The organism is Limnoglobus roseus (assembly GCF_008254045.1).
Taxonomy (GTDB): Bacteria; Planctomycetota; Planctomycetia; order Gemmatales; family Gemmataceae; genus Limnoglobus; species Limnoglobus roseus.
Genome location: NZ_CP042425.1, coordinates 689,527 through 704,075, shown reverse-complemented (window position 1 = coordinate 704,075; position 14,549 = coordinate 689,527). Strand labels below are relative to the sequence as shown.

Here is a 14,549-nt window from a genome sequence, read left to right as displayed (position 1 = left end):
AATCCGCATTGAATCAACCGATGCGGCGAATATTGGACCAACCGCAGGGGAACGGCGGGCGTGAGCGGGCCGAAAGTTCTGCCACTACGGAAACTCTCCGCATGGAGCGTAGTTCGCGGTCAGGTCAAGTCAAGCGAAACCGATGGAGCGATTGAAACGTCCCGGCCGGTTGGCGGCCGCACACATTCCCGCCAACAACATTCGCGTTCACCCGTTAAGCGGGTAGATTTCACCGATTCCGCTGATCGGGACGCCCGGAACCGGTTCGCCCGGTCAAAATGGCGCGACTCGCGCGGATGCGGGGGCTTTTCCGGCCGGTCTGCGGCCATCCCCTGCGACCGGCGACTTCCGTGCGATTTCCGATGGCGGACCCCTGTCGCGATCACTTACAATTTCTGAATAGGTCTTCTCGTGTCCGGGCCGGGCGAGAACTACCGTTTCCCTCGGCCCTTTAGCATGGAGCGTCCGGGCAATGACTATCGTCAAACGGCTCCGGTTGCTGACCGCCATTCTCGGCACAGCGGCCGCGAGCGCGGTAATCGGCACAACCGTCTTCGGAGAGATCGCCGGGAAAGGGCGGGGCGGCACGGACGCGGTTCCCACAGCCAAGCCGGATGGGGCGCCCGAGAAGGACAGCTTCAGCCAGTCGAAGTTCACCAACCAGCCTGCCCTTACGTACAAGGAGCGGGGCGGCAAGACGGTCTTCGCGTGGCAGATGAAGCCGACCCTCGCGAAGTCGGTTGACAAGGACCGCGACATTCTCGTCATGGTGGACACGTCCGCCAGCCAGGCCGGTTCGCCGCTGAAGCGTGCCCGCCAGATCATCGACGCGATCACGAAGGCCGCCGGGGCGAACGACCGCATCGACGTGTGGACGGTCAACCTTGACGACGCGAAGGCCACCCGGTCCCTCACCGAGGGGTTCAAGGCCGCGAAGTCGGACGTGGTCGTCGGTGCGGCGGCCCAACTCTCCGAGACGGAGTTCGCCGCTGGGGCCACGGACCTGAAGGCGGGCCTCGAAAAAGCCGCGAAGGCGTTCGACTCGAACCCGGCCCGGCAGCAGGTCATTCTCTTCCTCGGCGACGGCGAAAGTGCCGCGAGTACTGAAACGATCAGCGAAGCGGCCCGCGTCGAACTCGGGGGCAAACTCGATCAGGCCAACATCGCATTCTACGCCGTGCCGCTCGGCCTGAAGATCAATTCGCAAAACCTCCACGGCCTCGCGACGCTCACCGGCGGGGCGGTCATCCGCCTGACGGAAGACACCTCCGGCGAACGCGGTCAGGCCGACTTCTCCGCGAAGGTCTTCGCCAGCTTCGCCGTGCCGGTGCTGAAGCCGACGAAGGTCGAGTACGGGGCCGAAGTCGCCGAGAGCTACCCGACCCGCCTCCCGCCGCTGCGGGCCGACCGGGCGACGCTCGTCGTCGGTTCGCTGAAGGCCGACGCGCCGTCCGTCACCGCGAAGGTGGAAGGTGTCGTTGACGGGCAAGTGGTGAAGGTCGACCTCGCGGAACGGTTGCCCGTTTCCGAGAACGACAACTACTTCCTGCACGCGATCGTTCAACAGTGGCGGGACGCACCGAGCAAGGACGCCCCGGCGATCCTCTCGGCCGACCGTGCCCTCGCGTTGGGCGCGCAGCAGTTCCGTCTGTTCCGCGAAGAGTTCCTGTCGCAAGCGGTCTTCGCCATCAACAGCGACAAGATCGAGCACGCCGAGAAGTTGTACCAGGCGGCCGCGAAGATCGACCCGGCGAACCTGGAAGTCGAGCAAGGTCTGAAGGTCATCGACAAGCTCCGCAAGGGCGACCTGACGCGGGCGAAGATGAAGGCCCAACTCAGCGACAACCTCAAACAGTCGGAGAAGGTGGCGCGTGAGAAGCTCGCGATCCTCGCCCAGGCCGAACCGCCTCCGCCGGCCGGTGCGGGCGGGGACGTGCCGCCGCCCGCGGGTGGCGGTTTGCAACAAGCTGAAGCCGAGCGGGCGATCCTCGAACAGCAGTACCGCGTGCTCGTGGACGAAACGATCCGCCGGTCGCGGCAGTTGTTCAAGACCGACCCGGACGCTGCTTACGAAGACCTGAAGCGGCAGCGCGACACGATCCTGTCGAACGCTCAACTCAGCGACAGCTTCCGGCAGCGGCTTTCCGGCGACATCGAGTCGATGATGCAGACCGTCTCCACGCAGGGGGCGGCCATCAAGCGGCAGATCGCCGAAGATCGCGAACGGGTCGCCCGGACGAAGCTGCGGATCAACGAGTTCGAACGGCAACAGGCCGAGGAGCGGCAGACGGTCGCCCGGATCGACTCGTTCCGCCAACTCATGAACCAGGCCCGCTTCGAACTGGCCCAGCAAGAAGCCCAGGTGCTGGTGCAAGAGCGCATCAACCGCGGCCAAGTCGTGCCGCCGGAAGCGACGGCCAGTTACCTGATCGGCCAGGCGGCCACGAACCTCCGCGAGTACCGCGAACTGGTCCGCATCCGCGAAGACCGCTACCTGCTCACCATGATGCAGGTCGAGAAGTCGTTCATCCCGTACCCGGACGAACCGCCGGTCCACTTCCCGCCGGCGGCCGTGTGGCGGGAACTGACGGCCGACCGCGAAAAGTACAAGTCGGCCAGCATCGGGGCCGACGTGCCGGCGAGCATGCGGCGGATCAAGTCGGTCCTCGAAGGCCCGACCGCCCAGAAGATCAAGATCGAGAACGAACTCGACGGCCTCGCCCTCAAGGACGTGATCGCGCAACTCGAGAAGGACCACGACCTGAAGTTCGTGATCCTGGAAGACGCCTTCAAGACGGAGCAGTCGGAAGGGGCGATCCTCGACAAGAAGTTCCCGCTGAAACAGAAGTTCTACGGCCTGACCGTCGGGGCGTTCCTCGACATCGCGTTGCAGAGCATCGGGGCGTTCTACATCGTCCGGCCCGAGTACATCGAGATCACGACCTACGAACGCCGCTTCACGGAGAAGGTCGTCCAGGCTTTCGACATCGGTGAGCTGGTGTACCAGATTCCGTCGTCGGTGAACCAGGCGTCGCTGAACCAGAACCAAAACGTCCAGACGCAGAACGTGCAACTGTTCGGACAGGCGACCTTCGCCGGCGGGTTCGGGGCTATCGGCGGCATCGGCCTCGGCGGCTTCGGCGGTGCAGGTCTCGGCGGCCTCGGCGGTCTCGGCGGTGGTGGCCTCGGCGGCCTCGGCGGTGGTGGCCTCGGCGGCGGGCAAGGCTTCGCCGGCGGTATGGCCGGCGGCGGCGGGTTGCTCGGCGGTGGGGCGGCGAACAACCTCGGGGCCGGCGGTGGTCTCGCAGGGGTCGGTGGCGGCCAAGTCGGCCAGTTCGGTAACCTCGGTGGTCAGTTCGGTATCCAGGGGAACTCGCTGGTTAACTACCAGCTGATTTCCACCCTCATCACCGAAGTCGTGGCCAAGGGCGAGTGGTCGAAGCTGAACAGCCAGTTCCGCGTTAGCACCCCCCGCGGCGGTCAGCAAGACGACGAGGAAGCCGACATCGTCGAACAGAAGTACCTGAACTCGCTCGCCTACTATCCGCCGGCACGGGCACTCATCGTGCGGGCGAACGGCAAGTACCACCCCGGTGCGAGCGTGAAGTACAAGAAGCCGGAAGGCGCGAACGCCGCCGGCGGCCCCGGCAACCCGGCCCGCGATAAGAACGCCGTTGCCGTGGGTGGTCCTGGCAAGGACGATCGCCTGAAGAACATGAACGCCGACGTCCGCGAAATGCTCGCCGGCATCGACAAGAACAACCCGACCCGCATGTGGCAGCAAGCCCTGGATAAGTCCAACGTGACCGACCCCGGGCTCGTCGTCGCCTGTGCCGACTTCCTCATGGAAGTCGAGAAGCCCGACCACGTGGCCGAGGTGATCAAGACCGGCATCCGCAGCGGCCTGACGACCGACCAGTGGGCCTACGACGCCCTCGGCATGGCCCTCAAGGAAAGCAAGGCCTCGCCGGCCGACATCCAGCGGGTCGCGATGTCCACGGTGGACTTCGAACCGGCGGAAGCGAAGGGGTACCTGAAGGCCGCACAAGTGGCCAACGACAACGGGCAGGCGGCCCAGGCGATGGCGTACTGCAAGAAGGCGGCTGGCCTTGAGCCGAACCTCCCGGCGGCGTACGCGAACGCCCTGGTCTACGCCGGCAAGGCGAGCGACGTTCAGTCGGACACCATCCACTGGGCGACCGCCAACCTGCTCGGCCGCGACTGGAACAACGACGGCCAGGATTACCACACCGAGACGAAGGTCCGCCTCGCAACACTGGTCGATAAGTTCCAGAAGGCTGGCCAGGGTGAGCAAGTCGAGCGCTTCCAGAAACTGCTCGACCAGGAGAAGAAACGCGATCTCGTCATCGCCCTGCGGTGGCAAGGCGAAGCCGACCTCGACCTGTACGTGACGGAACCGTCCGGTTCGACCGCCAGCCCGACGCACAAGCGGACGGTCGGCGGGGGCGTCATGAAGTGTGACATCCTCGAAGAACGGGACAACCGCTCGGAGACGTACACCGCCGCGATGGCCCTGAACGGCACGTACAAGATCAACGTCAAGCGGGCTCTGGGCCGCACGATCGGCAACACGGTGCAGGTGTTCGTCACCAAACACCAGGGGACGGAGAAGGAGTCGCACGACTTCTTCACCGTCGACCTGAACGATCCGAAGGGTGTGGAGATCAGCCTCGCCGACGGCACGCGGACCGACCTGGCCGTGCTGCCGACCGACGACGCCCCAGAAGCTCGTCAGGAAACGACGGCCGCGGCCACGACGACCCACAAGGGCTTCGGCGGTGGGACCTCGGCCGGCGGTGTCGGGGCGAACGCCGCGATGCTCGGCCAGACGAAGTCGAACCTGCCGGTCGTCGTCCAACCGCTTGAAACTCGGTTGGCCGGTGTAACCTCCAGTGCCCCGTCGATGCGGGCCGTCGCCGACGTGACGGCTGACCGCAAGAGCGTGAAGGTGTCGGTGAACCCGATCTTCAGCGGGGCCGCCCACGACATCCAACTGCCGAAGGTCAGCCTCCTCCCGGGGGCCGGCCAGTAAGCGACCGGATCAGCAACAACTCGAAGCCCGGCCGAACTCGGCCGGGCTTTTTTTCGTTCTTCGGCGAGAGGGCGCGTCCAGCACTGCCCTCGGTCCTGGAATGCGTGTGAGGTAACGCCTCCGAACCCGCCGGCATTTCCGGCTGTCCCTGTCCCGCCCCGGTGGCGTACAATTCTTCAACCCCCTGTTCCCGCCATGAGGATGACTGCCATCGCTAAAGGATTTGAAACCGGCCACCGCACGGAGTTCTCGGTCGAGGCCGAGAAGGCGGTTCTCGTCTCGGTCGCCCTGCCCGGCCGGCCGTGGGTTCTCGAAACCGACCCGTGCGACGAAATCCGTGGCCTGACGGAAGCCGCCGGGGCGAAGGTCGTCGCGGAACTGACGCAGAAGCGGCAGGAGATTCACCTCGCCACGTACATCGGCTCTGGCAAGGTCAACGAGTTGAAGGAACTCGTGGAAGCGTCCGACGCCGACGTGGTCGTGTTCGACAACGACCTGTACCCGGCTCAGGGCCGCAACCTCGAAAAAGCCCTCGGCGTCAAGGTACTCGATCGCAGCGAACTCATCCTGGACATCTTCGCCACGCGGGCGCAGACGCTCGAATCGCGGCTGCAAGTTGAGTTGGCGCAACTCGAATACTCGCTGCCGCGGCTGAAGAATATGTGGACGCACTTGTCGCGGCAGAAGGGCGGGGGCATCGGCCTCCGCGGTCCCGGCGAAACGCAGCTCGAAGAAGACCGCCGGCTCGCCGGCAAGCGCATCGGCGACCTGAAAGAGAAGATCGCCGAGGTGCAGGGCCGCAAGGAGCGGGAGGTCAAAAGCCGCCGCGAGGAATTCACGGTGTCGCTCGTCGGCTACACGAACGCCGGCAAGTCGCAGTTGATGAACACGCTGACGAAGGCCGAGGTGCTGGTGAAGAACCAGATGTTCTCGACGCTCGACACGCGCACGCGGCAGTGGCACGTCAAGGACTTCGGCAAGGTGCTGCTGTCCGACACGGTCGGGTTCATCCGCGAACTGCCCCACCACCTCGTCGCGAGCTTCAAGGCCACGCTCGAAGAAGCCCGGCAGGCGAAACTCTTGCTCCACGTCGTGGACGCGAGCAACCCGCAGGCGGAACAGCAAATCCTCGCCGTGACGGCGGTGCTGAAGGAACTGGAGTGCGACAAGAACCCGACCCTGCTCGTGCTGAACAAGGTCGACAAGGTGACGGACCGCTCGACCCTGGACGTGTTGTTGAAGCACCACCCGAAGGCCGTGACCGTGAGCGGTCTGACCGGTGAGGGGATCGACACCCTGACGGACACGGTCATCGAGATGCTCTCGCGAAACTTCGTGGACGCGGAGATCGTGGCCGCCACGTCCAACGGCAAGGCGATCGCCTACCTGAACGCCCACGCCGAGATTTACCGCCAGGAGTACCGCGACGACGACGTGATCTTCCGCTGCGTGCTCTCGAAGCACCTCGTCCACCACGTTCAGGCGACTGGCGCGAAGGTGACGGTACTGAAGTAACCAACCGCAAGTTGCACCGTGGGGCTGGCAACCTGAGCCGGCCTCGCGGTGTAAACTTCCCGAAACACTTCACCTCTCTCGCCTTCTCAATTCGCGCCCGGGTGACGAATTTCAGCCGCCAACTCCGACCCCGGGCGAGTTTTCGACCGTTCGTGTCAATCGAATTCCGCAATCTCCGACATCCTGTTCTAAGTTCCAGGTTGAACGCCGTGGCGGAGGGCGAACCTGCGCCGGCGAACGCAATCCGACCGCATTCGAGTGAGGACGCCCGATGGCCCCTGCGACGAGTTCCCCGCGGCTGCGACTGTGGCTGAAGTGTGCCATGATCGCCGTGCCGTTCCTGCTCCCCATCGTGGGACTGCTGTACCTGACGGCCGGGCAACCCGCCGACGCCGGTGGCGTGTCGAAGTCCGCGACGGCCGCCGTGGCCGTGTCGGTGGCCCTCGGCTCGCTGGCGCTCGTACTCGTGGCCCGCGGCCTCACGCGGCAGGTCGAGAGCCTGAACGCCGTCCTCCAGCAAGTGGAAGCGGGTAACTTCCACGCGCGGGCGGCGGTGCTGACGAACGACGAACTCGGCGACACGGCCGCCGCCCTCAACCGCACGCTCGACAAGACGGCCAAGCTCTTGCAGTCGCAGGACGAGGTTCAGCGGAGCATCATGAAACTCCTCGACGAAGTGTCCGGCGTGGCCGACGGCGACCTGACGAAGGAAGCCGAAGTGTCCGCCGACGTGACCGGGGCCATCGCCGACAGCTTCAACTTCATGATCGACCAACTGCGGAAGATCATCGGGAACGTCCAGAACGCGACCCTTCAGGTGTCGACGGCCGCGAACCAGATTTACTCGTCGGCCGAGACGCTCGTGGACGGCTCGGAAGACCAGACGGAACAGATCGTCACCACGTCGGCCGCCATCGACGCGATCGCCAGCAGCATTCAACAAGTGTCCGAGAACGCCGTGACCTCGACGGCCGTCGCCCAGCAAGCCCTCACGACGGCGAAGCAGGGGAACATGGCCGTGCGGAACACGATCGAGGGGATGAACAAGATCCGCGAACAGGCCCAGGAGACGGCGAAGCGGATCAAGCGGCTCGGCGAAACGTCGCAGGAGATCGGCCAGATCGTGCAACTCATCGACGACATCGCCGACCGCACGAGCATCCTGGCCCTCAACGCCTCGATTCAAGCCGCCGCCGCCGGGGACGCCGGTCGCGGGTTCGCGGTGGTCGCCGAGGAAGTCGAACGGCTGGCCGTGCGGTCCACGGAAGCGACGAAGAAGATCGCCACGCTGGTGAAGGCGATTCAGGGCGAAACGAACGAAGCCGTGAGCGCGATGGAAAAGAACATTCAGGAAGTCGTCAGCGGCTCGAAGGTCGCCAACCAGGCCGGTCAGTCGCTCAACGAGATCGAAGGCGTGTCGATGAAGCTGGCCGAACTCATCCAGTCGATTTCTCAAGCCTCGAAGCAGCAAGCGAAGGGGTCGGAAGCGCTGGCCCGGTCGATGGGCAACATCAGCCAGATCACCCGGCAGACCGCCGTGGGCACGAAGCAGACGGCCGAGAGCGTGAACTCGCTGGCGAAGCTCGCCGACGACCTCCGCGGCTCGGTGTCCGCGTTCAAGCTCCCCGCCGGCTACGGGAACAAAGCCTGAAGTCATGATTGGGTGAAGGGGTGAGCGGGTGAAGGGGTGATAAAACCCGTTCACCACGATCCACTCTTGTCACCCCTTCACCCGCTCACCCCTTCACCCAATCAAAACAATGAGCCGAACCGTCGATCCCGAAATCCTGATCGGGTTCCTCGAAGAAGCGAGCGGCTACCTGCCGGCCGTGCGGGATGGGCTGGTCGCCGTGCGCGACAACCCCGCCGATCTGTCGGCCGCCGAGGAAGCCCACCGCTGCGTCCACACCATCAAAGGTGCGGCGGCGATGGTCGGCCTCCGTGGGCTGAGCCACATCGCGTACCACTTCGAAGAAGCCCTCGACGAACTCGTGCAAGGGAAGCTGAAGCCCGAGCCGCACGTCTTCCCGGTCCTGGAACGCGGCCTCGCGAGTATCGAAGCCTACCTCGACGGCGTCCTCGGCGAGAACCTGGAAGAAGAAGCCCTCGTCGCCGAAGCGGTGCAGAGTTTGCGAACGCTCCGCGGCCTGCCGCCGGCGGAATCGGCCGCGACCGGGGCCGCCATCGGCGGCGGCAACGAGTGGGTGACGCCCTACGAAGACACCGAACCGGGGGCCGACGACACGCTCGCCGATCTCGGCGACCTCGCCCCGCCGCCGTTCGGCCTCTTCGCCGCCGCGGCTGGCGACACAAAGGAACTCGACGTTCCTTCCGAACCGGCCGCCGACATTCCGCCGGAACTGCTCGAAGTCTTCAAACTCGAAGCCGACGACCACCTGCGGGCACTGACGACGTTGCTGCCGGCAACGCGCAAGAACCCCGCCGACCGCGACCAGTGGGCGGAAGTCCGCCGGGCCGCCCACACGCTGAAGGGCACGGCCGCGATGGTCGGCTTCGCCAACGTGACGAAGCTCGCCCACCGGATGGAAGACCTGCTCGACCTCTACTTCGAGGGCACGCGGGTCGCCACGCCGGGCGAAATTGACGCGCTGCTGAGCAGCACCGACGCCATCGAAGACACGATCAACGGCCGTGCCCCCGACTTCGCGCCGCTGTACGCGAAACTCGACGCCGCCCTTGCCGCTTCACCCGAAGTTCCGGCCGCGCCGGTCGTCGAAGCGCCGCTGCCGCAGGTGATCGCCGACGAGCCGACGGAGAAAGTCGAAGCCACGCCGGACCGCCCGCAGGCCGCCGAGACTTACGTCCGCGTGCCGATCGAGAAGCTGAACGACATCACGAAGCTGGTCAGCGAACTGCTCATCGCCCGCACGGCGTTCGAGTCGCGGATGGCCGAGTTCCAGCGGCTACTGAACGAGATGGAGCCGAGTACGACGCGCCTCCGTCGCGCTTCGACCAAGCTCGAAACTGGCTTCGAGGCGTCCGCCCTCGGCGGCAAACTCGGCACCGCCGGCCCCGACGATTTCGACGATCTCGAATTCGACCGCTACACCGAACTGCACCTCATCAGCCGCGAGTTGGCCGAGACGACCAACGACATCCAGACCCTCGGCACCGAACTCGGCCACGTCCACGGCGACTTCGACGGCTTCCTCACGCGGCAGGGCCGGCTCTCGACGGAACTCGAAGACAAGCTGATGCGGCTGCGGATGGTCCCGCTGTCCACGACCACGGCGAAGCTGCAACGCACCGTCCGCAACGCCGCCGAACAGACCAGCAAGAAGGCCACGCTGGTTCTCGAAGGCGAACGCACCGGCCTGGACAAGACCGTGCTGGAGGCGATGGCCGACCCGCTGTTGCACCTGCTGCGGAACGCCGTTGATCACGGGCTGGAGACGCCGGAAGTCCGCCGCGCACTCGGCAAGCCCGACTCTGGCACGATCCGCCTGTCGGCCGTCCACGAGGGCAGTCAGGTCGTGTTGCGGATCGCCGACGACGGCCGCGGCATCGACGCCGACGCCGTGCGGGCCACTGCCGTCGCCCGCGGGTTAGCGTCCGCGGCGGAAGTCGACGCGATGCCCGTCGAAGACGTTCACGCCTTTCTCTTCGCCCCCGGCTTCAGCACGAAGGCCGCCGTCAGCGAACTGTCCGGCCGCGGCGTCGGCCTCGACGTGGTGAAATCGAAGGTCGAAGCCTTGAAGGGCACGGTCACGATCACCTCGCAGTCCGGCCGCGGCACGACGTTCACGATCCGCCTGCCGATGACGCTGGCCATCACGCGGGCGCTGATGGTGCAGACGAACCAGCAGACGTTCGCGATCCCGCTCGACGCAGTCGAACAGATTCTCCGCTTCGACGAATCGGAAGTTCAGCAGATCGGCCGCGAGCCGGTGCTAAAAGTCGGCGACGTGATGTACCCAGTCGCCCACCTCGGCCGCGTGCTGAACCTGAAACAGTCGGCCGACGACACGGTGAAACGGCCGCCGGTTCTGCTGATCCGTGCCGGCGAAAAGCGGCTGGCCTTGGTGGTCGAACACCTCATCGGCGGCCGCGAAATCGTCATCAAGAACCTCGGCTCGCACCTGAAGCGAGTGCCGGCCGTCTCCGGGGCGACGCTGCTGGGCGACGGCACTGTCGTGCTGATTCTGAACCCGCCGGACCTGATTCGCGCGTCCGCGGCCGTAGTCGCGGCCTCGACCTCGCAACTGATGCCACGAGCCGCTGCCCCGCGGGCGCGCAGTGCCACCACGGTGCTGCTCGTCGATGATTCGCCGAGTGTCCGCCGGGTGTTGACGAACCTCGTCGAGCGACAGGGCTGGAAGGCCATCGCCGCGAAGGACGGCACCGAAGCGTTGGAGATTCTGCAACGCGGACAAGCCCTGCCGGACGTGGTGCTGTCGGACATCGAGATGCCGCGGATGGACGGCTACGAACTGCTCGGCAGCCTCCGCAATCAGGCCGCGTTCAAGAAACTGCCGGTGGTGATGATTACCTCGCGGGCGACCGAGAAGCACCGCCGCAAGGCGATGGACCTGGGCGCGTCGGCCTACGTGACGAAGCCGTACCAGGACGAATCGCTGATCGACGTGATCCGCCAACTGACCCGCAGCAAGGCGTAACCGAGGACCCCGCGCGTGATCGCGACGCAAACCACGAATCTCGTCCGCCTCACGGTCGGCCCCGTCACCGTCGGCCTCGACATGGACCGCGTCCTCGGCATCGAGCGCGGCGACCGTGTCCGCCCATGGCCCGACCGCCCCGACCTGGCCGGCCGCATCACAAACCGTGCCGGCGAGTGGCCGGTGCTGAACCTTGCGTCGCGCCTCGACCTCGACCATTCGCCGAACCTGCGGACCGGGCAGGTCGTGCTCACCGCAGTCGCCGGCGAACGGCACGGCCTCTTGATCGACCGCGTCTCGCCGATCACCCGCCTGTCGGCCGCGGACGTGCGAGCCGTGCCGAAAAGCGTTGCCCGCCGCGGCCTGTTCTTCGACGGCCTGCTCATGCTTGACGGCCGGCCGCTGTTGCTCCTGGACCCGGACCGATTGGCGGGCCAAGTCGATCTCTTCGCGGCCGAAGACGACAATCCCCCGCCGGCCGCGATTCGAACGTCATCGCGGAAGCTCGTCTCCGACCGCCTGCTCGTCATCGGACAAAGTGAGTACCCACTGCCCGGCGGCCGCGTCGTCGGCTTCGGCCTGCCGGTCGGCTGCGTGGTGGAGATCATCGAAGCCCCGGCCGGCACGCTGGTCCCCGGTGCGGCCGAACACGTCCGCGAAGTGACCGAGTGGCGCGGCAAGCCGCTGCCGGTCATCGACCTCGCCGCGTGGTGCGGCCTCCGTATGCCGCCGCCGTCGGTCCGCCGCGTGGTCGTGATTCGCACCGCCACCCGCGAACCCGTCGGCCTCCTCGCCGGCCCCGGCGTCCGCATGTTCCCGCTGCCGCTGCCGAACGCCCCTTCGCGACGGCCGATCACACTGACCGAGGACCGCGTCCTCGGCGTCTTCGACACGAACGAGCTAACGCTGGTGATCCCGGACTTGGCGAAGCTGACGCAGTCGTAGTGAGAGCTGCTTCGCTCGGCATCGTCATGACTTTACTCTCACCACCAGTTCCGCACGAACCCGGTGCAGGCCACCCACAGAACCGCCGCCACGGTGGCGCATACCCGACACACTTGCCGTTCGCCACTGTTGGCTGCCCGCCAGGTAGCCACGGTGCCTGCGACCAGGGCCGGTCCGAACCAGGCTAGGTTCCATTGCGCCGCCAAGTCGCGACGAGCGTTGCCGCAGCAACTCGGCATTGTGGTCGTTGCCTCCCAGCCGATCAGAACCACGGCGACAGTACAACTACCAGCTATCGCTGCGCTCATGCATTTCCTCCGAGCCAGATGCCATCTTTCCCTTGCCCCACCATCGACTTCATCTGGATTTCCGCCACCGTAGCAGTTAGCCTGAGCCGATCCCCACCAGAGGTCTGCGATGAAACAGTTGCTTGGTGTCGCGCTCGTGATCGCCCTTGTCGGTTGCGGCAAGAAGCCCGTTGAAGACAAGGTGAGTTACGTCGCGGACGACGACCCCGGCATGAAGGCCGCCATCGAGAAAGCCCGTACCACGGTTTCGCAGTTCACCGCCGTCCTTAAGGCACCCAAGCCGACCCAGAAGGGGTTGTCGGTCAAGATGGCGTTCGCCGATGGCAAGAACACCGAGCACATGTGGCTCAGTAACGTCACACTCGACGGGACGACGTTTCACGGCATCGTCAACAACGACCCTGAGCACGTCAAGACTGTGAAGATAGGTGACAAGGCGTCGATTGAGGTAAAGAAGATCTCGGACTGGATGTATATCGAGAACAAGAAACTCGTGGGCGGGTACACCCTGCGGGCACTGCGGGACGCCATGCCACCGGCCGAGCGAGCGGAGATGGACAAGAGCCTGCCGTTCACCGTGGACTGACCGTCGGCTCGCCCCCAATCGGTCTTGCGGATACATCAACGCTGCCCCCGTGGAGTCCTGCCATGCCGCACGTTCTCACCGATTCGCAGGTTCAGCAGTATCACGCCGACGGGTACGCCCTCGCGCGGGGGCTGTTCAGCGGCGAGGAAATTTCGCTCCTCCAGCGCAGCGCGAAGGAGGACGCCGAACTCGACAAACGCTCGTTCGGTCGGGCCGACGGCGAGGGCGGGGTCGTGCGGCTGTCGCTGTGGAACCATCCCGGCGACGGTGTGTATGGCATGTTCGCCCGCTGCGAGCGGATGGTGCGGAGTTGCGAGAAGCTCCTCGGCGGCGAGGTGTACCACTACCACTCGAAGATGATCCTCAAGGACGCCAAGGTCGGCGGCGCGTGGGCGTGGCACCAGGACTACGGCTACTGGTACCAGAACGGCGTGCTGTTCCCGCTGCTGACGAGCGTGTTCATTGCCGTCGATCCGTGCACGCGGGCGAACGGCTGCCTCCAAGTGTTGAAGGGGTCGCACCACGCCGGGCGGATCAACCACGTCCTCACCGGCGAACAAGCTGGGGCCGACCGCGAGCGCGTCGATGAACTGGCGAAGCGGTTGGAACTCGTTCACGTCGAAATGGAACCCGGCGACGCGCTGTTCTTCCACGCGAACATGCTCCACCGCAGCGATCAGAACACGTCGGACGACCCGCGGTGGAGCATGATCTGCTGCTACAACGCGGCCCGCAACGACCCGTACAAGGACAGCCACCACCCGCGGTACACGCCGCTGAAGGTCGTTCCGGACGCGGCCATCCTCGACGTGGGCGAGAAGCGGTTCGCCGACTCCGGCGACGTGGCGTGGCTCGAAGACCGCCGCGACCGGAGTGCCCACACACTCACCGATTCAGAATAATACGGCGAGTTTCCGGCGGCCCGTCGTCCACTCAAGGCGACCCCGAACGGAGGTTCGCCATGTCGGAAGCAACTCCTACCGCTCCCCCTCGAAGTCCCTCATTCTGGATCGGCGTGGTCGGTTCCGTCCTCGCCGTGATCGGCTGTTTTGCCTTCCGCCCCGCCTTACCGAAGGACGTGGAAGACCCGCAACGCAAAGAAGCCCGTCGCCTCGTGGCGGTGTGGGCCGACAAGCTCGACCGGCAGACTACCGACACCGGCGTGTACGACCGCTGGCCGACCGACACGCTGCCGGACGACGACCCGTGGGGCCGGCCACTCCGCGTCGCGTACAGTCAGGGCGGCGTGGCCGAGGACGTGACCGTCCTCTCGCTCGGGCCGGACGGGAAGGAGCACACCGACGACGACGTTCTCGCCGTGCGGCACGCGGTTAACCTCAAGGGCGTCGGCGAGGGGATCAAGAAGAACGCCGAGGAGACGACCCACCATGCCGCAAAGGGACTGGTCCGCGGCCTCGTCGATGGGGCTAAGGAGAGCGTCCGCGGGGAGCGCCACGCCGAAAAGAACTAAATCGGATATTGACATCCGAATTAGGCGGGGTAGA

The 14,549-nt window shown here is 65.7% G+C and carries 8 protein-coding genes; all 8 read left to right on the top strand.

Features of this window, described 5'->3' with window-relative positions:
* Positions 1-472: 472 nt before the first annotated feature.
* A complete protein-coding gene (locus PX52LOC_RS02745) occupies positions 473-5,053 on the top strand; it encodes a vWA domain-containing protein (RefSeq protein WP_149108646.1) in 4,581 nt (1,526 codons plus the stop codon).
* 201 nt (positions 5,054-5,254) lie between these two features.
* Positions 5,255-6,568 (top strand): GTPase HflX, encoded by a 1,314-nt coding sequence (gene hflX / locus PX52LOC_RS02740; protein ID WP_149108645.1) that lies wholly within the window; start codon positions 5,255-5,257, stop codon positions 6,566-6,568.
* Positions 6,569-6,839: 271 nt separating this feature from the next.
* A complete protein-coding gene (locus PX52LOC_RS02735) occupies positions 6,840-8,219 on the top strand; it encodes a methyl-accepting chemotaxis protein (RefSeq protein ID WP_149108644.1) in 1,380 nt (459 codons plus the stop codon).
* A gap of 109 nt (positions 8,220-8,328) precedes the next feature.
* Positions 8,329-11,205, top strand: coding sequence for a hybrid sensor histidine kinase/response regulator (locus PX52LOC_RS02730; protein WP_149108643.1), 2,877 nt, complete (start codon positions 8,329-8,331; stop codon positions 11,203-11,205).
* A gap of 15 nt (positions 11,206-11,220) precedes the next feature.
* On the top strand, positions 11,221-12,150 hold the full coding sequence (locus PX52LOC_RS02725; RefSeq protein WP_149108642.1) for a chemotaxis protein CheW: 930 nt from the start codon (positions 11,221-11,223) through the stop codon (positions 12,148-12,150).
* Between the two features lie 417 nt (positions 12,151-12,567).
* A complete protein-coding gene (locus PX52LOC_RS02720) occupies positions 12,568-13,044 on the top strand; it encodes a YegJ family protein (protein WP_149108641.1) in 477 nt (158 codons plus the stop codon).
* Positions 13,045-13,106: 62 nt separating this feature from the next.
* Complete coding sequence (locus tag PX52LOC_RS02715) at positions 13,107-13,946, top strand: phytanoyl-CoA dioxygenase family protein (RefSeq protein ID WP_149108640.1); 840 nt, start codon at positions 13,107-13,109, stop codon at positions 13,944-13,946.
* Positions 13,947-14,005: 59 nt separating this feature from the next.
* Complete coding sequence (locus PX52LOC_RS02710) at positions 14,006-14,515, top strand: type II secretion system protein GspG (RefSeq protein WP_149108639.1); 510 nt, start codon at positions 14,006-14,008, stop codon at positions 14,513-14,515.
* Positions 14,516-14,549: the final 34 nt, after the last annotated feature.

Coding starts and splice junctions, on each gene's coding strand:
- PX52LOC_RS02745 (WP_149108646.1), top strand. CDS start 473: ATGACTATCGTCAAACGGCTCCGGTTGCTGACCGCCATTCTCGGCACA.
- hflX (WP_149108645.1), top strand. CDS start 5,255: ATGACTGCCATCGCTAAAGGATTTGAAACCGGCCACCGCACGGAGTTC.
- PX52LOC_RS02735 (WP_149108644.1), top strand. CDS start 6,840: ATGGCCCCTGCGACGAGTTCCCCGCGGCTGCGACTGTGGCTGAAGTGT.
- PX52LOC_RS02730 (WP_149108643.1), top strand. CDS start 8,329: ATGAGCCGAACCGTCGATCCCGAAATCCTGATCGGGTTCCTCGAAGAA.
- PX52LOC_RS02720 (WP_149108641.1), top strand. CDS start 12,568: ATGAAACAGTTGCTTGGTGTCGCGCTCGTGATCGCCCTTGTCGGTTGC.
- PX52LOC_RS02715 (WP_149108640.1), top strand. CDS start 13,107: ATGCCGCACGTTCTCACCGATTCGCAGGTTCAGCAGTATCACGCCGAC.
- PX52LOC_RS02710 (WP_149108639.1), top strand. CDS start 14,006: ATGTCGGAAGCAACTCCTACCGCTCCCCCTCGAAGTCCCTCATTCTGG.